Origin of the sequence: Oceanobacillus senegalensis (genome assembly GCF_900176885.1) — a bacterium.
Lineage (GTDB): Bacteria > Bacillota > Bacilli > Bacillales > Amphibacillaceae > Oceanobacillus > Oceanobacillus senegalensis.
Genome location: NZ_LT839648.1, coordinates 3,242,265 through 3,264,066, shown reverse-complemented (window position 1 = coordinate 3,264,066; position 21,802 = coordinate 3,242,265). Strand labels below are relative to the sequence as shown.

The following is a 21,802-nucleotide window of genomic DNA, read 5'->3' as shown; positions in this document are numbered from 1 at the left end:
GAATACACCGAGGTCTTTAATATTAGTATGGTTCTGCATCATGTCCTTTATCAACAGCATCTTGAACAGCTTGGTGAGCATCCTTTTGTCCAAGAGGACGGAATTCTTCACCTGCTTCCATCTTCATGTCACTGTTCGTTTTACTCTTATCTGCTAATCCTTCTCTTAATCTACGACCATATTCTTCATCAGCCTCTTCTGCTAGTGCCATCATTTTATCTTGGATGCGTTTATCACAAATGGATAAATCATTAACGAGGTTTTTAATTAATTCATCTTTTTCCCATTGTTCAAAGCGACGATACGTTTCACCAGCTTGTTTGGTATTATCATTACGGTCAATGGATTCACGAACAAGATTTCCTTCCACTTTCGGTGTGTATTCTTTCCCCGTTTGCTCTGCTTCCTTCAAACCACCTAAAATAGATGGTTCATAGTTCACATGAGGATTTTGGCCAGGTGCTTTATCGGTTTGATAACGTAGCTGTCCGCCTTCCTGGTTGGTTGCTACGCGTTTTTTCGCCGCATTTATTGGTACTTGAAGATAGTTTGCGCCAACTCGGTATCGTTGTGTGTCAGAATAAGAGAATGTTCTTCCTTGTAGCATTTTATCATCTGAGAAATCTAGACCATCTACAAGAACCCCAGTACCAAAGGCTGATTGTTCTACTTCGGTATGGAAGTCTTCCGGATTCTTATTTAAGATCAATTTACCCACTGGCAACCATGGAAATTGGTCATCTGGCCATAACTTCGTGTCATCTAATGGGTCAAAATCTAGTTCAGGGTGTGGTCCATCTTCCATGATTTGGACAAATAATTCCCATTCTGGATATTCACCACGTTCAATGGCTTCATATAAATCCTGTGTAGCGTGACTAAAGTTTTTGGCTTGAATTTCTGCTGCTTCTTCAACCGTTAAATTCTTAATTCCCTGCTTTGGTTCCCAATGATATTTCACTAGAACTGCCTTACCTTCCTTGTTAACCCATTTGTAGGTATTAACCCCGGAGCCTTGCATCATCCGATAGTTTGCTGGAATTCCCCAAGGTGAGTATATAAATGTTACCATATGAAAGCTTTCTGGTGAATTTGCGCAAAAGTCAAAGAAACGTTCTGGATCTTGAAGGTTGGTTACCGGATCAGGACGAAAAGCATGAATCATATCTGGGAATTTCATCGCATCTCGGATGAAAAATATTTTGATATTGTTGCCAACTAAATCCCAGTTTCCATCCTCTGTGTAGAATTTAACCGCGAAACCACGAGGGTCACGGACGGTTTCAGGTGAGTCTTTACCGTTTACAACGGTTGAAAAGCGAACAAATACTGGTGTTTGTTTTCCTTTTTCCTGAAATAGCTTTGCACGTGTGTATTTTGATATTGGTTCATTACCAGCAGTTCCATAAGCTTCAAAATATCCATGGGCCCCAGCTCCGCGAGCATGAACAATCCGTTCTGGAACTTTCTCACGATCAAAATGACTGATTTTCTCAATGAAGTCGTAATTTTCCAGTGTAGCTGGACCTCTATTTCCCACCGTTCGTATGTTTTGGTTATTAGTTACAGGGTGACCTTGTCGTGTCGTTAATGTGTCATCATTTTCGATATTTGTTTCATTGTTATTGGATGGTTCTTTTGCCATGGTATATCTCCTCTTTTCTAAAATTTTAAGACGAATAAACATTATTTAGGGTTACCGAATACTATCGAAAATAATCAGTTGAGAGGGATTAATTAATGTTATAGATATAATCTTAAGTATATAGAAATAAAATGGTAAAATAAGGGAAGTGTCTTTGAAAGAGAGGAGAATTATAACTTTATGAAAACATCGACTAACAACCAAGTGATGAATCCTGCAAGTGATCCGTGGGAGGCATATAGGGATGTCGAGGAGTTTGGGGAAATGACGTTATCTAATATTGAATTTACGACAACGGTCATGTGTAATATGCGTTGTGCGCATTGTGCAGTTGGTTACACTTTACAGCCGGTTGACCCACAGGGGTTACCATTGGATCTCTTAGTTAAACGATTAGATGAAATACCCAATCTTCGTACATTGAGTATTACTGGTGGGGAACCGATGATGAATAAGAAATCAGTCCGAGAATATGTTCTCCCATTATTACAATACGCTCATGAAAGAGGAGTAAAAACTCAAATTAACTCAAATTTAACCTTACCTTATGATCGGTATGAGCAAATTATTCCGTATACCGATGTGTTGCATATATCCCACAATTGGGGTACGCCGGAGGAATATGCGGAGACCGGATTTGCATTAATGGAACGGAAACCTTCATTGGAAAGTAGAAAAAAATATTTTGAGAGAATGGTTGAAAATTCGCAGCTACTTTCTAGTAAAGGGGTAATGGTCTCTGCTGAAACGATGCTGAATAAACGTACGTATCCTTATTTAGAGCAAATTCATGATCATGTAAACGAAATGGGGTGTGCCCGACACGAAATTCACCCCATGTACCCTGTCGATTTTGCAAGTAATTTAGAAATCTTAAGTCTAGATGAAATGCGCTCAGCCATTTATCGATTACTAGAGCATCGTAACCAGGACATGTGGATGTTATTTGGTACGCTCCCATTCTACGCATGTAATAGTAAGCAAGAAGATTTAGATTTATTGAAACGTTTATACACTGAAAGGAATGTATCTCTTCGTAATGATCCGGATGGACGTTCTAGATTGAATGTTAATATTTTTACAGGCGATGTCATTGTAACCGATTTTGGGGACGAGGAGCCTTCATTAGGAAATATACAAGATACAAAATTAACGGAAGCGTATGATCGTTGGATGGAAACGAAAATGGCAAAAAGTTTAAACTGCCATTGCCCAGCAGTACATTGCCTTGGTCCGAATATTTTAGTGAAAAATGCATACTACAAGGATGTAGATTTCCAAAAGAGAGAAGCTAGAATTAGCCGGTAAAATCCTTTTGTAATGACCTCTACCTTAATCGGTAGGGGTATTTGTTGTGTGGTATTAACTAGGTTTTTCCTCTATTTTCAAGGTGGGGGTACTACTGTCCTGCGGTAAAAAAGCACGATTCATTATGACTTAAAAAAGTAATCTATGGTATGATATTATCTGAAATTCGTAGGAGGTTTTGAAATTTATGACGTGGGAGTTATTTATATCATATGAACATTTAATACAACTAGGGATAGCAATTGGAATATTTCTGTTGTTTATTCTATTTCGTAAATTGTTTGCAAAGTACGTATTTGCGATTATACTCCGATTAGCGAGAAAGACTAAAATTGATTTTCTATCTAATCTATTGCTGGCATTTGAAAAGCCGGTTCAATGGATGTTTACGCTTATCGGTTTATACATTGCAGTTAGGTATTATCCATATCTAAACCATGCGAATGAAGGTTTTGAAAGCTTCATGAGTGCTTCGTATATTTTTCTCATCGCATGGGGATTAGTGAGATTATCATCCAAATCATCAACGTTATTCAGAAAAATAAATGATAAAACGGATATAAAAATTGATGAAATTCTTATTCCACTGCTATCCAGGACCCTCCAATTTATTATTGTTGCCATTGCATTAACGGTTATTCTTCAGGAATTTGATTATAATATTGAAGGGTTTATTGCTGGTTTGGGGTTAGGTGGACTGGCTATTTCTTTAGCCGCAAAGGATGCACTAGCCAATTTCCTCGGTGGAATTGTCATTATTTCCGAAAAGCCGTTTACCATAGGTGATTGGATTTTGACACCAAGTGTGGAAGGGACAGTAGAAGATATTACATTTCGAAGTACAAAGATTCGAACTTTTGCAGATGCAGTGGTGTCTATGCCGAATGCGCAATTGGCGAATGAACCGATTACCAACTGGAGTAAAATGGGAAAACGCCGAATTACTTTTAATTTAGCTTTAACCTATGAAACGCCGAAAGAAAAAATACAATCCATTGTTCAAAGAATCGAAAACGTATTAAAAACACATGAAGAGATTCATCAGGAGACCATCTTCGTTTCATTCGATAATTACAATGACAGCAGTCTAGATATCCTTCTATACTTCTTTACGAAAACGACTGTTTGGGGTGAATACCTAGACGTCAAAGAAGAAATAAATTTCAAGATTTTAGATATTGTGAACGAAGAGGGAGCAGAATTTGCTCGTCCTGCTAGAAAATTATATGTGGAGTCGGATGACTTGAGTGATAATCAAACTCCTATAAGACAGCAGTCATAAAAGAAGCTTCTTCAAGCTTCTTTTTTCTTATATTGCTTTAGACTTCAAATAAATCTCTACTTCTTCATATGGAGCTTGTTCATAGCTAGATACAAGTCCCTTCTCATGAATGTCTTTCTTTAATATACGTTTTTGTGGAATACGGATTGTTATAGAAGTTTTAAATGGAAAAGGATCCAGAAAAACAGTTTGTTTGTCATACCAATCTAAGGAAAGCCTTGTCTCATCCAAACTTGGTAAATGAGTAGGTAATTCTATGCCTTTCTGAAAAAAGGAATGAACATTTTCTTGAGATACTGCTGGCTCATTTATACAAAGATATAGAGATAAGCCGTCTCCGAACTTTAATAAGCCATAATGGAACTGAAACAAGCTCTCATTTATTTCTCCAAGCTCCAATAATATCTGCTTTTGTCGTTCTTTTTCTTGTTGGACAAACCTCCTTGCATCTACAGCACGCTCGTCTTCTAAAAATTGGGCATAGTGTTCACTACATAATAAAGCCGCATAACGGTCATGTTTTTGAACTTCATTAATACCATGTGTATATACAATTGTTTTTGGTGATAAAGGAAAGTCGGAAAAGGTGTAAGGTGCTTTAATCCGATCATTCCAAAATGGTTGTTTATCAAAGTATTTCCAGCCATAGTCATGGTACTTGATTGCAAATAGAACAGAATCCTTTTTCTTTTTTCCTAGGAATAAATCCTCTTTCCAATTTGCCATGATTTCACTAGATAGAATAGCATGATTGTCTTGCTCAATCATGACAAAATGATCTTTCTCTTCCCTTACAATCATGAGATCCCCCCTTAATAAAGTATATGCGATAATGTTTACTTTAGATTTCCGTTAGTTATATTTTCCCACTTTTTTGCATGAATAATCAACTAAACGACCTTTAGATATTGACAATGATGATGGTTATAAATTATACTTACTAAAAGTAATCAGGTAAATAATTATAACTTATTATATAATGGAATGGATAAAAAATATAAAGAAATAAGATGCTAATAAGAAAAGGGGTAATAAGAATGGAAAAGAAATTCTTTCAAAAGCCGTCGATTTACGTCGGGCAAGTTAATATAAATGTAACCAATTTGGAGAAATCACTCGATTTTTATCACAATTTTATGGGATTTAAAGTATTGGAGCAAACGAATCAGAAGGCGGTATTAACAGCGGATGGGAAAACACCAATTATAACGTTGGAACAACCAGAAGGTGTTTATCCGAAAGAGGGAAGAACGACTGGTTTGTATCATTTTGCTATTCTTCTGCCATCTCGTGCGGATCTTTCTTCATTTTTAAAACACTTGATTCAAACAAAAGGACGTCAAATTCGTCTAGGGGCTTCTGATCATTATGTGAGTGAAGCATTATATTTTGATGATCCGGACGGAAATGGGATTGAAGTGTATCGAGATAGACCAGCTTCCGAATGGAATTGGATTGATAACCAAGTGGAAATGGCAACCGTTCCATTAGATGGAGACAGTCTATTAGCAGAATCAAATAAAGATTGGCAGGGGATGCCGGAGGATACAGTAATGGGTCATATCCATTTACATGTAGCTGATTTAGAGCAGACGGAAAAGTTTTATATGAATGGATTAGGGTTTAATATTGTAACAAGGTATCCAGGAGCACTTTTCACTTCTACTAATAACTATCATCACCATATTGGTTTAAATGTATGGAATGGTGTGGGAGCTAAAGCACCAGCCAAAAATAGCGTTGGAATGAATTGGTTTACTTTAATATTCCCTGACGAAGAAAAAAGGAAAAAAGTAATTAAAAATTTAGAACAAGTAGGTGCCTCTGTTAGAGAAGGGCAAGGTTGCTTTATTACAGAGGATCCTTCAGGAAATGTAATACAGCTAAGGATAGGCTAAAATAAAGGTACAGAGGGTATGGTAAATAAAGCCACCCCATTTAATTGAAGGGAAGAAAAGATAATGGTTACACATCATGAAACTTCATTTGAAATTGGTATTTATACCTTGGGAGATATGGTAGCGAACCCTTATACTGGCGAGGTAATCAGTGCTAAACAACGGATATATGAAATTATAGAAGCTGCAAAACTTGCCGATGAATTAGGATTAGATATTTTTGGAGTTGGGGAACATCATCGGCTTGATTATGCAGTTTCTAATCCGCAAATGGTATTGTCTGCCATTGCACAAGCTACGAAGAATATTAAGATAACCAGTACAACAACAGTACTAAACACGGTTGATCCTGTAAGGTTATTCGAAGACTTTTCCACTTTAGATTTAATATCGAATGGGCGTGCCGAGATTATAGCAGGAAGGGGTGCCTTTACGGAATCCTTTCCATTGTTTGGGTACCGATTAGATGATTATGATGAAATTTTTGAAGAACATTTAAAACTTTTAATGGAATTAAACGAAAATGAACGAGTCACCTGGAATGGCAAATTTCGTTCACCATTAAATGATTCTGAAATTGCACCACGTCCATATCAAAAGAAACTTCCTATTTCGATTGGAGTAGGAGGGAGCCCTGTAAGTGCTGAAAGGGCAGGGAAATATGGTCTTGGCCTAACAATTGCCATGATAGGTGGAACTCACTCTAGATATGCACCATTGGTCGAAGCTTATCAAAATAAGGGGCAATCAGCAGGATTTAGTAAAGCCGAATTGCCAATTGGAATAACCGGACATGGTTACATTGCTCATACGAAAGAAAGTGCCATAGATGATTTTTATCCACATTATGCAGGCTATACAGAGTATATGAATAAACAAAAAGGAATAGAAACGAATATAACTCGGAAAGCCTTTGAGAAAATGACAGAACCACAAAGTGTGATGTTCATTGGAAGTCCAGAAGAGATTATTGAAAAGATACTATATCAATATAAGATATTTGGTCATAGGCGTTTTATGCTGCAAATGGATGTAGGTGGTGTTCCTTTTGATAAAGTTGAACGGTCCATTGAACTACTTGCAAAAGAGGTTGCTCCGGTCATCCGTCGCGAAACAAGTAAATCATTATTGGAGGTATAGAAGGTTGTCTGTGGACAGCCTTTTTTTAACAATATCTTAAGATTAAAATAGAATGTATACAATAGAAATAGAGTAAAATGGGAATTGTAAACGAAAATAATAAAAGGTTGGAATGAAAATGTTAGCATATGTCTGGTTATTTATTGGGTTTGTTTTCCTCATTAAAGGTGCCGACTTTTTTGTGGACAGTGCCTCCAGTATTGCTCGACTACTTCGCGTTCCTACTATTCTAATTGGGTTGACGATTGTAGCCTTTGGAACTAGCTCACCAGAAGCAACAGTTAGTATTATTGCGGCTATGGAAGGAAGTGCAGATGTTTCCCTTGGTAATGTCATTGGGAGTAATATATTTAATTTAACCTTCGTCATTGGGATTGCGGCATTTATATTTCCGTTAAAAGTTGAAACGGAAACGATTCGAAAAGAAATACCTTTTACTTTATTAGCTAGTACAGCCTTATTGATTGTAATGAGCGATATCACGCTAGAAGGATTAAGTGATAATTTTATTACCCGTAGTGATGGACTTATCTTTCTCTTATTTCTATCCATTTTTATGTACTATGTCATTGAGGTAGCACTCAAGAGTCGAAACAATATGTCAAGTGAAACGGTTCCTAATGATGTAACATGGGGAAAGAATATTCTAATTACGATATTAGGATTAGCTGGAATTATTATTGGTGGCGAAATGGTTGTTTCCAATGGTACAGAAATTGCTTATCGATGGGGGATGAGTGAAACGTTAGTAGGATTAACCATTATTGCTATTGGAACCTCATTGCCTGAATTAGTAACTTCTGTAGCTGCAGCATTGAAAAAGGAAAGTGAAATCGCACTAGGTAATATAGTTGGAAGTAATATTTTTAATATTTTATTTGTACTTGGCGCTTCTTCGGTTATCAGTCCATTAGCAGTAAATGCGAAGGTTTTTATTGATGTTTATATCATGATAATCTTAACAATTGTGCTTTTTGTTTTTTCTAGAACAAATTTTAGAATCGGAAAAAGGGAAGGTTTTATTTTAGCCATGCTATATGTGGGCTACTTAACTTATATTATATTGAGAAATTAGTAGGAATGTTTGTAAGCTTTTTTCAGTTGAAAGAAAGTATGCATTAAATTGGTGTGTGTTGATTTCATAACGGCAGTCCGTTTCAGTAAATACCTTATCAGTCCTTGCCATCCTCAGTAGTCTAGCTACCCTCAACTCCAATCAAGCAATAAAATGAGGCTGAGACAAAAGTAATTTTTAAACACAAAACCCGAACGGTTGGTGCGAAAAGCCGCTCCGGAAATATACTTCGCGCACCTTAGGGCGGCTGATGAGCCACCTTCGTGCTAACGCACTATGGTGTCTCACCTAGGCCTCTCATCCCGTAGGACAAGGAACGCTACGGCAGCAAAGCATCGCACGAAGAAAATTGCACTTTATTTTCGAGGAGTCTACGTATATTTTCTCCGCTAATTAGTGCATTGTTCGCTTTTTGAGTTAGACACATTAGTTATGTCCCAGCCTCGGTTTTAATTTGAATACCACTCTTTTGCTGCTTTTACTTCATCCATAGTTAATTGATGTCCTCTATTTTCCCAATGTAGTTCTACTTCGGAACCAGCATTTTTTAAGAGGGTTTTCAGTTCCTCCGATTCGGTAGCTGGGCAGATAGGGTCATTCGTCCCAGCTGCAATAAACACCTTCTTGCCTGTAAGGTCAGGCAAATTAATACCCCTTCTTGGTACCATTGGGTGGTGCAAAATAGCAGCATTTAACGCATCTTCATAATGGAACATCAAACTTGCTGCGATGTTAGCTCCATTCGAATAGCCGATAGCAGTCATGTTATTTCTGTCGAATCCATACTTATTAGAAGCTTCATCTAAAAACTCATTTAACTCCTTCGTACGGAAAATTAAATCCTCTTCATCAAATACCCCTTCAGCTAAGCGTTTGAAGAAGCGAGGCATACCATTTTCCAAAACATTTCCACGAACACTTAAGACATTCGCATTAGGGTCAATAATCTCTGCTAGTGGAAGAAGGTCTTGCTCGGTTCCACCCGTTCCATGAAGAAGTAATAATGTTTTGCTTGTATCCTTACCTTCCTGAAAAATATGCTTCATTCTAAATTCTCCTCTCTATTATTTGAGTGATCAGACATTTGGTTTTATTTCAATTGGAAATAGTGAGTTTTCAAGGTATGTTCGGAATTTCTCATATTGTTTTGGTAGCTTTAGTTCCTGTCCTAATTTTTCATAGGGCTCATCGATGGAAAAACCTGGAGGATCTGTAGCAATTTCAAACAAAATCTCACCGTGTTCTCTAAAGTATATAGCATTAAAATAATTTCTGTCCTTAACAGGAGTGACGCCGTAATTATTTTCTCTTAAATAACTTTGCCATTCAAGCTGATCGGCATCATCCTTCGCTCGCCACGCAATATGATGGACTGTGCCAACCCCCATTAAACCACGAATACCTGGTGTGATTTTTACGTCGATGATATTTCCAATCTCTCCATAAGACCGGAAACGAGTGAAGTCTCCTTCTGTAGCCACTTTTTCAAGGCCCATTTTTTCCTCTAGTAATTGAGTGGTTTCTTCCGGTTTAGAGGAGTAAAGAACAGCACCGGCAAACCCCTTTATCGCTAATTCCGGTGTTATATCACTAAATGTCCATGGGTTTTGCTTACCTTCTTCTCGTTCCACAAGTTCAAGATGTAATCCATGAGCATCGTCAAACTGTAAGTAGGTTTCACCGAATCGTGATTCTTTTGTGTAGACAATCTCATATTTTTTTAATCGGTTTTCCCAGAATCCTAATGATCCTTTTGGAACGGCATAGGAAGTAACCCCTACCTGCCCATCCCCAATTCTGCCTTTTTGGCCACCAGCCCACGGGAAAAATGTAATAATTGTACCTGGATTTCCCATATCATCTCCAAAATATAAGTGATAAGTTTCTGGGTCATCGAAGTTTATCGTTTTTTTGATTAACCGTAAACCTAATACACTTGCATAAAAATCAACATTTTCCTGTGGATGACCAACAATTGCGCTTATATGGTGAATTCCGGCTGTCTTTTTCATTTCATTTGCTCACCTTTCTTGCCAACCCTTTTTAATACATCAATGATGACCCTTTTTTCCTCATCCGATATATCTTCAAATACTTCCTCAATCACTTTCTGATGCAGTGGGAAAATCTCTGCCATTAAATCTTTCCCTTTTTTAGTTAGTTGGATATAAACGACTCGACGGTCCTCTTTACAAGGGCTTCTTTCTAATAAGCCCTTTTTCTCCAGCTTATCAATAACATAGGTGATAGAGCCTGTATTAATTAATACTGCTTCTGAGATTTGTTTAATCGTTTGTTGTCCTTTATGATAAAGAGCCTCCATAATAGTGAAATCTGAAGTACGCATACCATGATCGCTTATATCTTTTTTAGTAACTTCTTCTAACGTTTTATTAGCCTTTAGCAATACAACGAATGCTTTTAAAGCTAGGTTTTCGCTCATTTCTTTAACCTCCTTGATTAACAATCACATATTATGAATTACGATATTATTAATTAAATATAATATACAAAATAAAAATGGGAATGTCAATGGACGGAGTGTTAAGGTAGTAAGAAAGGGGGAAGAGGCTTGGACATAATTAAGTGTAATTCAAAAGACGAACAATACACTAAATAGCAAATATTTCCCGGAGAGGGCTTTTCGCACCAATCATGTTCGGGTTTTGCGTTGGAAAATACTTTTATCCCAGCCTCCTTATTTCTATAGGGAACCCTATCAACTCATTTCTTATTTTCTTCTATTTTGACCATTTGCATCTTGTTGTTAAACAAGCTTGGATAGGATAAAAATCCAAGAATCACACTAGTGACAACGGCTGCTGTTAGAAGTAAGAATAAAACAAGTAATTGGAACTGAACAGCCTGAACGGGATCGGCACCTGCAATAATTTGTCCGCTCATCATTCCGGGAAGCTGAACAAGCCCAATAGTTTTTTGACTTTCAATGGTTGGTATCGTACTAGCTTGTATAGAAGTAATCAGTTGTTTGTGAATAGCTTGTTTGGGTGTGCCCCCTAATGAAAGGATGAGCTCTGTTTCATCTTCACGTGATTCGACCTCTGCAGTGAAACGGTTAAGAAAGAGAATGGAGAGTACCATCGAATTTCCAATCATCATACCACTAATAGGGATAATGTATTGGGCGGTTGCAGGAGTAATATCGAATCCAAGTAATATACCCTGAGTTAGTATTTCCACTATCACATAGGTTGCAACTAATTTCCAAGTGATGCCCTTGATGGAAGCCCCTTTTTTTCGTGCGTTCTGAACGGCTGCAAAAATCATTAAAATGATCATTAAAAGGATGTAAATCATGTTCTCAGCGTCAAAAACAAACTGCAGTACATATCCCACCGCTAGTAATTGAATAATAGAACGAGTCGTAGCAATAATGGTATCTTTTTCTAACCCTAAATTTAATGTTTTTGATAGGATAATTGGGATAAGTACGAATACAAGGGATAATGTTAATGTTAGATAGCTCATTCCATATCCCCCTTCACAAAACGTTTTACTCTCTCATCTTTTGGGTGATTCAAAATACTACTCTCACCGGATTCGATTAGCTGCCCAGCCATCATGACCCATGTATAGTCGCCGATGGTTAGAGCTTGTTCTAGGTTATGGGTAATCCAAATGATGGTGGTACCGTATTTTTCATTTACCTTTTGGATTAGCTCTTCAATATCCTGTTGAGATATTCGGTCTAAGGATGAAGTAATCTCATCAAGTAATAGAATCTTAGGATGGTTAACTAACGTCCGAGCAATGGATACTTTCTGCTTTTGCCCACCGGATAAATCCTTTACATTACGGTTTAAGTATTCTTTACCTAAAGCTACATCTTCTAATAATTCGTTTGCGTATTCTTTAGATAATGCTTCTCCCTTTAATGTCAGTGGTAATGACAAATTCTCAAATACTGTTCCATTGATCATTGTCGCACTTTGCAGGGCAAGTCCAACTTTTCGCCGCAATTCCGTTGGTTCATATTGGTCAATTGGCTTTTCTTTAATGATGATTTCTCCAGAATCAGGAGAGATAAGTCCATTACATAACCGAAAGAGGGTCGTCTTACCAGCACCTGAAGGACCGACAAGGGTTGTGATTTTTCCTTCTAGGAATGAGCCAGTTATATTTTTAATTATAGGCTCTCCACGGTCAGAGAAAGTTACATTTTTTAATTGGATAATTGAATCATAGGTTGTTGTCATGGACATTCCCTCCTTAATGTATTTTATTTACAGTGTTCATTATCTGTTATTTTCTATTTGGTTGCTAGAATTATGCACAAATGAAACGGGAGCAGGGTGTTATAATAGTTTAGTCTCTGTTATTTTGGACTTTGCGCTTTTGTGAGATCAGTTTTTGAAATTCTTGTTCTAATTCATCAGATGGTTCTAAGCTGAGCTTACTCAGTACTCCATTTTTGCCAATAATCGCTATTTTTCCTCCACCTTTAATATGAAAGGTAGCGCGATTCCACAATAGACGATCACCAACCATACCTTCCACATCCTCAATTCTAATAACAATCCTGTCTTTAAATGTTTCTTCATGCGGCAGATTCATTTTGATGGGCGGTAACTCTTTCACTTTCTCCACCTTACTGAGTTTTTCCAACCGCGTCTCAATTGACTTTTTAGATTGTTGTAGTTTCTTTTGTTTCTTAGCAAAGTAGGGTTTGGCCCCGGTAATTTTAGCTTCTGAAGAACTGGTCTTTTTTGGCACTTTCGTGGCACGCTGTGCTTTTTGTTCTCTTATTTCTAATGCATTCTCTAGTTGTCTTTTCTTTTTTAAATATTGTTGATAAGCATTTTCCTGTTTTTTAATTTTCAACTGTTTTTGTTCCATGAAATCAGAGTAATTTCCTTTATATACAGTTATATTAGAATCATTGATTTCCCAAATTTGATTACAGATTGCATCTAAAAAACCTCGGTCATGGGATACAAGGATAATTGCTCCATTCCATTTTGTCAGCTGAGATTTGAGTTTTTCAATATGATCTGTATCCAGGTTGGTTGTAGGTTCGTCGGCTAAAAGGACTTCAGTATTTTTTGCAAGTGATTGATTAATATATTCCTGTGTAATTTCTCCACCACTTTTATTAGTACTAAACTTTTTGAGCTGTGGCAGCAGTTCGATTGTGGACCTGGAAATTATTGTTCCATTAGTAGGTTCTCTTACTCCAGCAAGTATTTCTAATAGGGCTGTTTTCCCACTTCCATTCCGTCCGATTAAGCCAATCCGATCATTTCGCTGAATTCGCAGGTGTTCTGCATCAATTAGTATCCTATTCTTGATCTCGTACTTTACGTTCTTTATTTCTAAAAGCATTTATTATATCCTCCCCATTTCTTCATAGTGAAGGAGACGAAAAAAGCCTCCTATTTTTTCAGAATAGGAGGCAGTGTTAAGTAGGGAGAAAGCCACTATTACAAATAGAAGAATGTTTCCTATTTACACTAGTGTAATAAGGCATTAAAGGCTAAAACGAACACCAATTTTCCTATAGGTGAAATAAATACCAATCCTATTCTGAAATGATTCAGTATGAGGGCATGCAAAATAGGGAGAAAATATCTGCTATGTGAGTGCCACTATACCGAATGTATTCTGAAAATAGGATTAGTTTTTCATGATCTTATTGTTCACCCTTCCGTATTTTAATTACTTTTATTATATGAAATGAAAGCTTATATGTCTAATGCGTTATCTTCTAATGATAAAGAGTATTATAATTTATAGTAATATAACTGGAGAGATAGTACATAATAAAAATAAAAAGTATTGACTTTCACTGTAAATGATAGTAATATTAATCTCGTTGCTCCGATTGGAACGGTTAAGGAATTTATTTTAAACGTTTAGCAAAAAGATGTTGATCTTTATTGGAGTAGAAGTTGCAATAAAATGTTTTCTCTATTTATTTTATTCGAAAATAAAAAAGTCTTGACAACAACCCTGACGAATGTTATATTAATTAAGTCGCTTGAAAAAAGCGAAACAATATTTGCTCTTTGAAAACTGAACAAAACAACCAGTATGAAACAAAACATATGTCAGAGATTAATCGGAGGCCGGCATTTTGGTCAATGATGATTGAATCCCTGAATCAATTTTTGAAGCTAAGAATGTATTCATGATTGATTGGTGTCAATCATGACTCAAACTTTTTTGGAGAGTTTGATCTTGGCTCAGGACGAACGCTGGCGGCGTGCCTAATACATGCAAGTCGAGCGCGGGAAGCTAACGGATCCCCTTCGGGGGTGATGTTAGTGGAACGAGCGGCGGACGGGTGAGTAACACGTGGGCAACCTGCCTGTAAGATTGGGATAACTTGCGGAAACGTGAGCTAATACCGGATAATACTTTTCATCGCATGATGGAGAGTTTGAAAGACGGCTCCGGCTGTCACTTACAGATGGGCCCGCGGCGCATTAGTTAGTTGGTGAGGTAAAGGCTCACCAAGGCGACGATGCGTAGCCGACCTGAGAGGGTGATCGGCCACACTGGGACTGAGACACGGCCCAGACTCCTACGGGAGGCAGCAGTAGGGAATCTTCCGCAATGGACGAAAGTCTGACGGAGCAACGCCGCGTGAGTGAAGAAGGTTTTCGGATCGTAAAACTCTGTTGTTAGGGAAGAACAAGTATGATAGTAACTGATCATACCTTGACGGTACCTAACCAGAAAGCCACGGCTAACTACGTGCCAGCAGCCGCGGTAATACGTAGGTGGCAAGCGTTGTCCGGATTTATTGGGCGTAAAGCGCTCGCAGGCGGTCTTTTAAGTCTGATGTGAAATCTTGCGGCTTAACCGTGAGCGGTCATTGGAAACTGGAGGACTTGAGTACAGAAGAGGAGAGTGGAATTCCACGTGTAGCGGTGAAATGCGTAGAGATGTGGAGGAACACCAGTGGCGAAGGCGACTCTCTGGTCTGTAACTGACGCTGAGGAGCGAAAGCGTGGGTAGCGAACAGGATTAGATACCCTGGTAGTCCACGCCGTAAACGATGAGTGCTAGGTGTTAGAGGGTTTCCGCCCTTTAGTGCTGAAGTTAACGCATTAAGCACTCCGCCTGGGGAGTACGGCCGCAAGGCTGAAACTCAAAAGAATTGACGGGGACCCGCACAAGCGGTGGAGCATGTGGTTTAATTCGAAGCAACGCGAAGAACCTTACCAGGTCTTGACATCCTCTGACACTCCTAGAGATAGGATTTTCCCTTCGGGGACAGAGTGACAGGTGGTGCATGGTTGTCGTCAGCTCGTGTCGTGAGATGTTGGGTTAAGTCCCGCAACGAGCGCAACCCTTGATCTTAGTTGCCAGCATTCAGTTGGGCACTCTAAGGTGACTGCCGGTGACAAACCGGAGGAAGGTGGGGANTTAGTTAAGTGAATAAGGGCGCACGGTGGATGCCTTGGCACTAGGAGCTGATGAAGGACGGGACTAACACCGATATGCTTCGGGGAGCTGTAAGTAAGCTTTGATCCGGAGATTTCCGAATGGGGAAACCCACTGTTCGTAATGGAACAGGACTTGTGTCTGAATACATAGGGCACAAGAGGCATACCTGGGGAACTGAAACATCTCAGTACCCAGAGGAAGAGAAAGCAAATGCGATTTCCCAAGTAGCGGCGAGCGAAACGGAAACAGCCCAAACCAGAGAGCTTGCTCTCTGGGGTTGTAGGACACTCCACATGGAGTTACAAAGGAATTCTTTAGACGAATCCATCTGGAAAGATGAGCCAAAGAGGGTAACAGCCCTGTAGTCAAAAGAGAATTCTCTCCGGAGTGTATCCTGAGTACGGCGGAACACGTGGAATTCCGTCGGAATCCGGGAGGACCATCTCCCAAGGCTAAATACTCCCTAGTGACCGATAGTGAACCAGTACCGTGAGGGAAAGGTGAAAAGTACCCCGGAAGGGGAGTGAAAGAGTACCTGAAACCGTGTGCCTACAAGTAGTCGAAGCGCATTTACGCGTGACGGCGTACCTTTTGTAGAATGGACCGGCGAGTTACGATCGTATGCAAGGTTAAGTGGAAGACACGAAGCCGCAGCGAAAGCGAGTCTAAACAGGGCGAATGAGTATGCGGTCGTAGACCCGAAACCGTGTGATCTACCCATGTCCAGGGTGAAGGTCAGGTAACACTGACAGGAGGCCCGAACCCACGTATGTTGAAAAATGCGGGGATGAGGTGTGGGTAGGGGTGAAATGCCAATCGAACACGGAGATAGCTGGTTCTCTCCGAAATAGCTTTAGGGCTAGCCTCAAGGAAAGAGTACTGGAGGTAGAGCACTGATTGGACTAGGGGCCCTCATCGGGTTACCGAATTCAGTCAAACTCCGAATGCCAGCTACTTAGACTTGGGAGTCAGACTATGGGTGATAAGGTTCATAGTCGAAAGGGAAACAGCCCAGACCACCAGCTAAGGTCCCAAAGTATACGTTAAGTGGAAAAGGATGTGGAGTTGCTTAGACAACCAGGATGTTGGCTTAGAAGCAGCCATCATTTAAAGAGTGCGTAATAGCTCACTGGTCGAGTGACTCTGCGCCGAAAATGTACCGGGGCTAAACGTATCACCGAAGCTGTGGATTGTCTTTTAGACAATGGTAGGAGAGCGTTCTAAGTGCTGTGAAGTCAGACCGTGAGGACTGGTGGAGCGCTTAGAAGTGAGAATGCCGGTATGAGTAGCGAAAAAAGAGTGAGAATCTCTTTCACCGAATGCCTAAGGTTTCCTGAGGAAGGCTCGTCCTCTCAGGGTTAGTCGGGACCTAAGCCGAGGCCGAAAGGCGTAGGCGATGGACAACAGGCAGATATTCCTGTACCACCTCGTGATCGTTATGAGTGATGGGGGGACGCAGTAGGATAAGGAATGCGCACCGATGGACGTGTGCGCCCAAGCAGTGAGAAAGTCAGATAGGCAAATCCGTCTGGCCATTTCAAGCTGTGATGGGGAGGCAACTATAGCCGAAGTTCCGGATTTCACACTGCCGAGAAAAGCCTCTAGCCAGATCACAGGTGCCCGTACCGCAAACCGACACAGGTAGGCGAGGAGAGAATCCTAAGGTGAGCGGGAGAACTCTCGTTAAGGAACTCGGCAAAATGACCCCGTAACTTAGGGAGAAGGGGTGCTCTATAGAGATAGAGCCGCAGTGAATAGGCCCAAGCGACTGTTTAGCAAAAACACAGGTCTCTGCGAAGCCGAAAGGCGAAGTATAGGGGCTGACACCTGCCCGGTGCTGGAAGGTTAAGGGGAAGAGTTAGGACCTTTGGTCCGAAGCTTAGAACCGAAGCCCCAGTAAACGGCGGCCGTAACTATAACGGTCCTAAGGTAGCGAAATTCCTTGTCGGGTAAGTTCCGACCCGCACGAAAGGTGCAACGACTTGGGCACTGTCTCAACGAGAGACCCGGTGAAATTATACTATGCGTGAAGATGCGCATTACCCGCGACAGGACGGAAAGACCCCGTGGAGCTTTACTGTAGCCTGATATTGAATGTCTGTGCAGCTTGTACAGGATAGGTGGGAGCCTCAGAAGCGTGAGCGCCAGCTTACGTGGAGGCATCCGTGGGATACCACCCTGGCTGTATGGACCTTCTAACCCAGGACCGTGATCCGGTTCGGAGACAGTGTCAGGCGGGCAGTTTGACTGGGGCGGTCGCCTCCCAAAAGGTAACGGAGGCGCCCAAAGGTTCCCTCAGAATGGTTGGAAATCATTCGCAGAGTGTAAAGGCAGAAGGGAGCTTGACTGCGAGACCTACAAGTCGAGCAGGGACGAAAGTCGGGCTTAGTGATCCGGTGGTTCCGCATGGAAGGGCCATCGCTCAACGGATAAAAGCTACCCCGGGGATAACAGGCTTATCTCCCCCAAGAGTTCACATCGACGGGGAGGTTTGGCACCTCGATGTCGGCTCATCGCATCCTGGGGCTGTAGTCGGTCCCAAGGGTTGGGCTGTTCGCCCATTAAAGCGGTACGCGAGCTGGGTTCAGAACGTCGTGAGACAGTTCGGTCCCTATCCGTCGTGGGCGCCGGAAGTTTGAGAGGAGCTGTCCTTAGTACGAGAGGACCGGGATGGACATACCGCTGGTGTACCAGTTGTTCCGCCAGGAGCATAGCTGGGTAGCTACGTATGGTAAGGATAAGTGCTGAAAGCATCTAAGCATGAAGCCCCCCTCAAGATGAGACTTCCCATCACTTCTAAGTGAGTAAGATCCCTCAGGGACTATGAGGTAGATAGGTTCGAGGTGGAAGCGTGGTGACACGTGAAGCTGACGAATACTAATCGATCGAGGACTTAACTAACTTCTTAAAGGATGTCAGAGATTAGCTCTTATTTGGTTTTCAAGGTGCAAACCTTAAATTAAATACATAGGTCTAGTGATAATGGCGGAGAGGCCACACCTGTTCCCATGCCGAACACAGTAGTTAAGCTCTCCAGCGCCGATGGTAGTTGGGGTTAACCCCTGCGAGAGTAGGACGTTGCTAGGCAATTTTGAAAGACATGATACAAAATATTGTATTATGTCTTTTTTTGTATATTACTTATTGCCTTTTTTGTCATATATTTGTCATAACTTAGAGCTTACTTCTTATTTTTTAAGCAACTTTCATGAAATTTTAGCGATTGACATGTATGTTAATATAGAGGAAATATTTAATGGAGGAACTCGTTCATGGCAGTAGCCAGTAATCTATTATCTATTCTTGTTCTTGTTAGCTCTTTTCTTATAGGTATAATTGTATTTTATATGATGAGTAGCCTAACTAAGGATGAGAAGTGGATCCATATAAAAGAAATAGTATCGCAACTGATTGATATCGTTATCTTTATTTGGATTGGAAAAATATTGCTAAATTTATTCACGTTCGTCAATGATCCCGTAGCAGTATTGGCATATCCCAGTAGTAAAGATGCCTTTTATATTGCTATAGTACTTTTTACCATTCTACTTTATTATAAGAATAGAGAAAGGAAATCGATATAACCGTATTTTTGCATTCCTTTATTCAACTATTTTTAATTGCTTCGTTTATCTATGAATTCTTTCAGTTACTATGGAACAATAAGGAATATGGCCTGGGATATATGGTTGTTTCTGGCTTTTTATTAATTGTATTATTTCTTATTCAGGGTTGGGCTTCCTTTAAGTACCTCATCTTATTTCAATTAATCTGCTGGTCACTAGGGTTAATTATCCTATCATTTATTCAACCATATGTGACGGTTTTTGGTTATAGGATGGAGCTTTGGTTTATCATCCCTTATACTATTTCGTTATGTATCATCATTTTAAACAATTATAGGAAGAGGAATGTTAAGTAATGGGTTATAGCTAGTGTAGACCATTTTACTTGAATTCACTTAAAAAAATGATTAGCTAGTTGGGACAGAATTGGAGGAATAGATATGAAAAAGACCGTTCTTATATTAATTATTGCAGCTATGCTTGGATGGGCAATTTATGATTTTGTGCTTTCTAAAGAAAATGGACTGGGATCAGGAGAAGTAGGAAATACAGAAGGAGATATTGCCCCAGACTTTGAACTAACTACATTAGATGGAGAAAACGTTCGTTTATCTGATTATCGCGGAAAACGGGTTATGATTAATTTCTGGGCTACTTGGTGCCCACCTTGTCGTGCAGAAATGCCAGATATGCAGAAACTATATGAAAAGGAAGATGTAGTCATTTTAGCAGTTAATTTAAGATCAACAGAAAAAAATGATGAGGTTGTTATTGATTTCGTGAAAGAGTACGGATTAAGTTTTCCCATTCCAATGGATGTAGAAAATGAAGTGGCAAGTATGTTTGAGGTTAATGCATACCCTACATCGTACTTGATTGATTCAGAAGGAAGAATACAGCATAAAGCAATTGGTGCAATGAATTATGACAAAATGGTACAGGAATTTGAGAACATGAACTAATCCTTAATTAGGAAAGTTAATGTGTAATCGAACCATTGTCATTGATAATAGAAACTTATTTTAAACTCTTTTCCGGAACTTGCTATTTTGATGATTTATCAATTTTTGATCTTTAGAAATTTCATCAAATACTCTGCTTTACATTACATTTCTTTTTTATTATTTTAGAACCAGTTGTATTATGCATTGTTGTCTGTTTTCATACCTATATATTTACGAACTTGTTCAAAACGGGTAAAAGAAATGAAGGAAACAAAACTGAATTTCTAGTATCATGATGTTTAAAAGGTTAGAATAAGAAGAGGATATATAATAGTTTACTTAACAATTGAACAGTCGAGGTGTGAACATGAAATTACAAGTAAATGAGGAAGCAGCAAAATGGTTCATTGAAGAAATGGGCCTGGAAAAAGGTGACATGGTTCAGTTTTTCTTAAAAATATATGGTGGTATACCAACTGTCCACCCAAATTATTTCTTAGGAATTTCCTATGGAGAGAACGGAAAAATTGCTATTCAACAAGAAGTTCAAGGAATTACATTTTACTTTAATGAAAAAGATGCTTGGTTCCTGGATGAATATAATATGAAAGTACAATTAGGAAAAGGAGAACCAGAATACTTCTTTGAGGAAAGTTAGTTTCACTGATACTTCTTCGATGAATAGAGTTATTTTAAATTATAAACTTAAATTAATAAGAAGAACTTAAATGAATTTAGGTATAGTTACCTAAATTCATTTTTTTTGCTCTAAAAAACTATAAAACGTTTCTTTTGTTTAAAGAACATACAATATATAACGAAAGAAAGGTTGACAATTATTCTTTATATGAATAAAATATTCATAAATAAACTTATTGAATTACTTGGTATTGATAAGGGGGAGCTATGAAAAAATACTCGATATACCTGCTGTTCGGTTTTATGATTATTTCTTGGGGGATAGGAATATATTACTTCGTTACATTTTATACTCCCATTACAGTTATTCCAGCTTTCCATAACTTTTACTGGACTTCCACTTTTACAGCAATGTTAGGTTTGACGACTATTTTCACATTTATTTCAGCTATAGCAATCGCAATACTTAAATTTAAAAAAATATACAAATGGTACATCATTCATGGTGTAGGAATTTTTATCTGGGGATTTACTATTTTTTCGCAACTTAAAATTGCTGCTTTTAATCTAGGAATCTGCCATTAATCAAGTAGGAATATTCGGTCTTTCTCTTTAAAAAGATAAAGGCTAATTTTTTTTGTATCATTTTATCAAATATCAAATGGTTTGATATCATAATAAGTGGTTTTAAATGTATTGAGGTGTTGTATGAAAAAACTAAAGAATAAAACGATTGTGATTACAGGGGCATCTTCAGGAATTGGAGAAAAGGTTGCTAGAAAGGTCGCTGAAAAGGGAGCAACCCCAATTTTATTAGCTCGGTCTTCCGATAAATTGGAGAAAATTAGTAAAGAAATAAAGGAAGATTTCTCTGTAACCTGCTTGTATTTTC

At 39.1% G+C, this 21,802-nt stretch carries 19 protein-coding genes, 1 rRNA gene, 1 pseudogene and 1 other annotated feature; of the genes and pseudogenes, 13 read left to right on the top strand and 8 right to left on the bottom strand.

Going from position 1 to position 21,802, the window contains the following annotated elements; genetic code table 11:
- Positions 1-22: 22 nt before the first annotated feature.
- Positions 23-1,645, bottom strand: coding sequence for a catalase (locus CAO17_RS15745; protein WP_085993571.1), 1,623 nt, complete (start codon positions 1,643-1,645; stop codon positions 23-25).
- Positions 1,646-1,825: 180 nt separating this feature from the next.
- Between CAO17_RS15745 and yfkAB the strand changes: the two genes are divergently transcribed.
- Positions 1,826-2,953 (top strand): radical SAM/CxCxxxxC motif protein YfkAB, encoded by a 1,128-nt coding sequence (yfkAB, locus tag CAO17_RS15740; RefSeq protein WP_085993570.1) that lies wholly within the window; start codon positions 1,826-1,828, stop codon positions 2,951-2,953.
- Positions 2,954-3,140: 187 nt separating this feature from the next.
- Positions 3,141-4,235 carry a mechanosensitive ion channel family protein gene (locus CAO17_RS15735; RefSeq protein ID WP_085993569.1) on the top strand — a complete coding sequence of 365 codons (1,095 nt, stop codon included), beginning with the start codon at positions 3,141-3,143 and terminating at the stop codon, positions 4,233-4,235.
- A 27-nt stretch (positions 4,236-4,262) separates the two neighbouring features.
- On the opposite strand, the gene CAO17_RS15730 is transcribed toward CAO17_RS15735, so the two are convergent.
- Positions 4,263-5,036 carry a DUF3891 family protein gene (locus tag CAO17_RS15730; protein WP_085993568.1) on the bottom strand — a complete coding sequence of 258 codons (774 nt, stop codon included), beginning with the start codon at positions 5,034-5,036 and terminating at the stop codon, positions 4,263-4,265.
- Positions 5,037-5,272: 236 nt separating this feature from the next.
- Between CAO17_RS15730 and CAO17_RS15725 the strand changes: the two genes are divergently transcribed.
- The 3 genes from CAO17_RS15725 (at position 5,273) to CAO17_RS15715 (ending at position 8,348) form a co-directional block, all read left to right on the top strand.
- A complete protein-coding gene (locus CAO17_RS15725) occupies positions 5,273-6,133 on the top strand; it encodes a VOC family protein (protein ID WP_085993567.1) in 861 nt (286 codons plus the stop codon).
- A gap of 63 nt (positions 6,134-6,196) precedes the next feature.
- Positions 6,197-7,273, top strand: a complete 1,077-nt coding sequence (locus CAO17_RS15720; protein ID WP_085993566.1) for an LLM class flavin-dependent oxidoreductase — start codon at positions 6,197-6,199, stop codon at positions 7,271-7,273.
- Positions 7,274-7,391: 118 nt separating this feature from the next.
- Positions 7,392-8,348, top strand: a complete 957-nt coding sequence (locus CAO17_RS15715; protein WP_085993565.1) for a calcium/sodium antiporter — start codon at positions 7,392-7,394, stop codon at positions 8,346-8,348.
- Between the two features lie 449 nt (positions 8,349-8,797).
- Here CAO17_RS15715 and CAO17_RS15710 read toward each other — a convergent pair whose 3' ends face one another.
- The 6 genes and pseudogenes from CAO17_RS15710 to CAO17_RS15685 form a co-directional block, all read right to left on the bottom strand.
- The gene (locus tag CAO17_RS15710) at positions 8,798-9,394 is read right to left on the bottom strand and encodes an alpha/beta hydrolase (protein WP_085993564.1); all 597 of its coding nucleotides are present in this window, start codon (positions 9,392-9,394) and stop codon (positions 8,798-8,800) included.
- Positions 9,395-9,424: 30 nt separating this feature from the next.
- Entirely contained in the window at positions 9,425-10,360 is a 936-nt protein-coding gene (locus CAO17_RS15705; RefSeq protein ID WP_085993563.1) for a ring-cleaving dioxygenase, read from the bottom strand.
- Entirely contained in the window at positions 10,357-10,791 is a 435-nt protein-coding gene (locus CAO17_RS15700) for a MarR family winged helix-turn-helix transcriptional regulator (RefSeq protein ID WP_085993562.1), read from the bottom strand. Before CAO17_RS15700 ends, CAO17_RS15705 begins: the two co-directional genes overlap by 4 nt.
- A gap of 281 nt (positions 10,792-11,072) precedes the next feature.
- The gene (locus tag CAO17_RS15695) at positions 11,073-11,837 is read right to left on the bottom strand and encodes an ABC transporter permease (RefSeq protein ID WP_085993561.1); all 765 of its coding nucleotides are present in this window, start codon (positions 11,835-11,837) and stop codon (positions 11,073-11,075) included.
- Complete coding sequence (locus CAO17_RS15690) at positions 11,834-12,565, bottom strand: ABC transporter ATP-binding protein (RefSeq protein ID WP_085993560.1); 732 nt, start codon at positions 12,563-12,565, stop codon at positions 11,834-11,836. The genes CAO17_RS15695 and CAO17_RS15690 overlap by 4 nt, the downstream gene beginning before the upstream one ends.
- 208 nt (positions 12,566-12,773) lie before the next feature.
- Positions 12,774-13,691, bottom strand: a pseudogene (locus CAO17_RS15685) (ATP-binding cassette domain-containing protein); the annotation flags it as partial.
- An 837-nt stretch (positions 13,692-14,528) separates the two neighbouring features.
- Positions 14,529-18,662: a sequence feature (most likely nonfunctional fraction of RNA operon), on the top strand.
- Between CAO17_RS15685 and CAO17_RS21455 the strand changes: the two are divergent.
- From CAO17_RS21455 to CAO17_RS15645, 8 genes are all read left to right on the top strand, one after another.
- Positions 15,860-16,126, top strand: a complete 267-nt coding sequence (locus tag CAO17_RS21455) for a hypothetical protein (RefSeq protein WP_218775516.1) — start codon at positions 15,860-15,862, stop codon at positions 16,124-16,126. Its footprint overlaps the feature before it by 267 nt.
- A 71-nt stretch (positions 18,663-18,733) precedes the next feature.
- A 5S ribosomal RNA gene (gene rrf / locus CAO17_RS15670) occupies positions 18,734-18,848 on the top strand.
- Positions 18,849-19,033: 185 nt separating this feature from the next.
- On the top strand, positions 19,034-19,345 hold the full coding sequence (locus CAO17_RS15665; RefSeq protein WP_085992653.1) for a hypothetical protein: 312 nt from the start codon (positions 19,034-19,036) through the stop codon (positions 19,343-19,345).
- A gap of 8 nt (positions 19,346-19,353) precedes the next feature.
- Positions 19,354-19,683, top strand: coding sequence for a hypothetical protein (locus CAO17_RS21450; RefSeq protein ID WP_218775554.1), 330 nt, complete (start codon positions 19,354-19,356; stop codon positions 19,681-19,683).
- An 84-nt stretch (positions 19,684-19,767) separates the two neighbouring features.
- A complete protein-coding gene (locus CAO17_RS15660; RefSeq protein ID WP_085992652.1) occupies positions 19,768-20,289 on the top strand; it encodes a peroxiredoxin family protein in 522 nt (173 codons plus the stop codon).
- A 349-nt stretch (positions 20,290-20,638) separates the two neighbouring features.
- On the top strand, positions 20,639-20,929 hold the full coding sequence (locus CAO17_RS15655; RefSeq protein ID WP_085992651.1) for a HesB/YadR/YfhF family protein: 291 nt from the start codon (positions 20,639-20,641) through the stop codon (positions 20,927-20,929).
- Positions 20,930-21,177: 248 nt separating this feature from the next.
- The gene (locus tag CAO17_RS15650) at positions 21,178-21,495 is read left to right on the top strand and encodes a hypothetical protein (protein WP_085992650.1); all 318 of its coding nucleotides are present in this window, start codon (positions 21,178-21,180) and stop codon (positions 21,493-21,495) included.
- 123 nt (positions 21,496-21,618) lie between these two features.
- On the top strand, positions 21,619-21,802 hold a 184-nt coding region (locus CAO17_RS15645), incomplete at its 3' end, for an SDR family NAD(P)-dependent oxidoreductase (RefSeq protein ID WP_143833831.1).

What these genes read in the sequence shown, in the direction of transcription:
- CAO17_RS15695 (WP_085993561.1), bottom strand. Translation starts at nt 11,837, where the DNA reads ATGAGCTATCTAACATTAACATTATCCCTTGTATTCGTACTTATCCCA.
- CAO17_RS15715 (WP_085993565.1), top strand. Translation starts at nt 7,392, where the DNA reads ATGTTAGCATATGTCTGGTTATTTATTGGGTTTGTTTTCCTCATTAAA.
- CAO17_RS15665 (WP_085992653.1), top strand. Translation starts at nt 19,034, where the DNA reads ATGGCAGTAGCCAGTAATCTATTATCTATTCTTGTTCTTGTTAGCTCT.
- CAO17_RS15745 (WP_085993571.1), bottom strand. Translation starts at nt 1,645, where the DNA reads ATGGCAAAAGAACCATCCAATAACAATGAAACAAATATCGAAAATGAT.
- CAO17_RS15725 (WP_085993567.1), top strand. Translation starts at nt 5,273, where the DNA reads ATGGAAAAGAAATTCTTTCAAAAGCCGTCGATTTACGTCGGGCAAGTT.
- yfkAB (WP_085993570.1), top strand. Translation starts at nt 1,826, where the DNA reads ATGAAAACATCGACTAACAACCAAGTGATGAATCCTGCAAGTGATCCG.
- CAO17_RS15705 (WP_085993563.1), bottom strand. Translation starts at nt 10,360, where the DNA reads ATGAAAAAGACAGCCGGAATTCACCATATAAGCGCAATTGTTGGTCAT.
- CAO17_RS21455 (WP_218775516.1), top strand. Translation starts at nt 15,860, where the DNA reads ATGGGGAAACCCACTGTTCGTAATGGAACAGGACTTGTGTCTGAATAC.
- CAO17_RS15650 (WP_085992650.1), top strand. Translation starts at nt 21,178, where the DNA reads ATGAAAAAATACTCGATATACCTGCTGTTCGGTTTTATGATTATTTCT.
- CAO17_RS15690 (WP_085993560.1), bottom strand. Translation starts at nt 12,565, where the DNA reads ATGACAACAACCTATGATTCAATTATCCAATTAAAAAATGTAACTTTC.
- CAO17_RS15700 (WP_085993562.1), bottom strand. Translation starts at nt 10,791, where the DNA reads ATGAGCGAAAACCTAGCTTTAAAAGCATTCGTTGTATTGCTAAAGGCT.
- CAO17_RS15720 (WP_085993566.1), top strand. Translation starts at nt 6,197, where the DNA reads ATGGTTACACATCATGAAACTTCATTTGAAATTGGTATTTATACCTTG.
- CAO17_RS15710 (WP_085993564.1), bottom strand. Translation starts at nt 9,394, where the DNA reads ATGAAGCATATTTTTCAGGAAGGTAAGGATACAAGCAAAACATTATTA.
- CAO17_RS15660 (WP_085992652.1), top strand. Translation starts at nt 19,768, where the DNA reads ATGAAAAAGACCGTTCTTATATTAATTATTGCAGCTATGCTTGGATGG.
- CAO17_RS15735 (WP_085993569.1), top strand. Translation starts at nt 3,141, where the DNA reads ATGACGTGGGAGTTATTTATATCATATGAACATTTAATACAACTAGGG.
- CAO17_RS15730 (WP_085993568.1), bottom strand. Translation starts at nt 5,036, where the DNA reads ATGATTGTAAGGGAAGAGAAAGATCATTTTGTCATGATTGAGCAAGAC.
- CAO17_RS15655 (WP_085992651.1), top strand. Translation starts at nt 20,639, where the DNA reads ATGAAATTACAAGTAAATGAGGAAGCAGCAAAATGGTTCATTGAAGAA.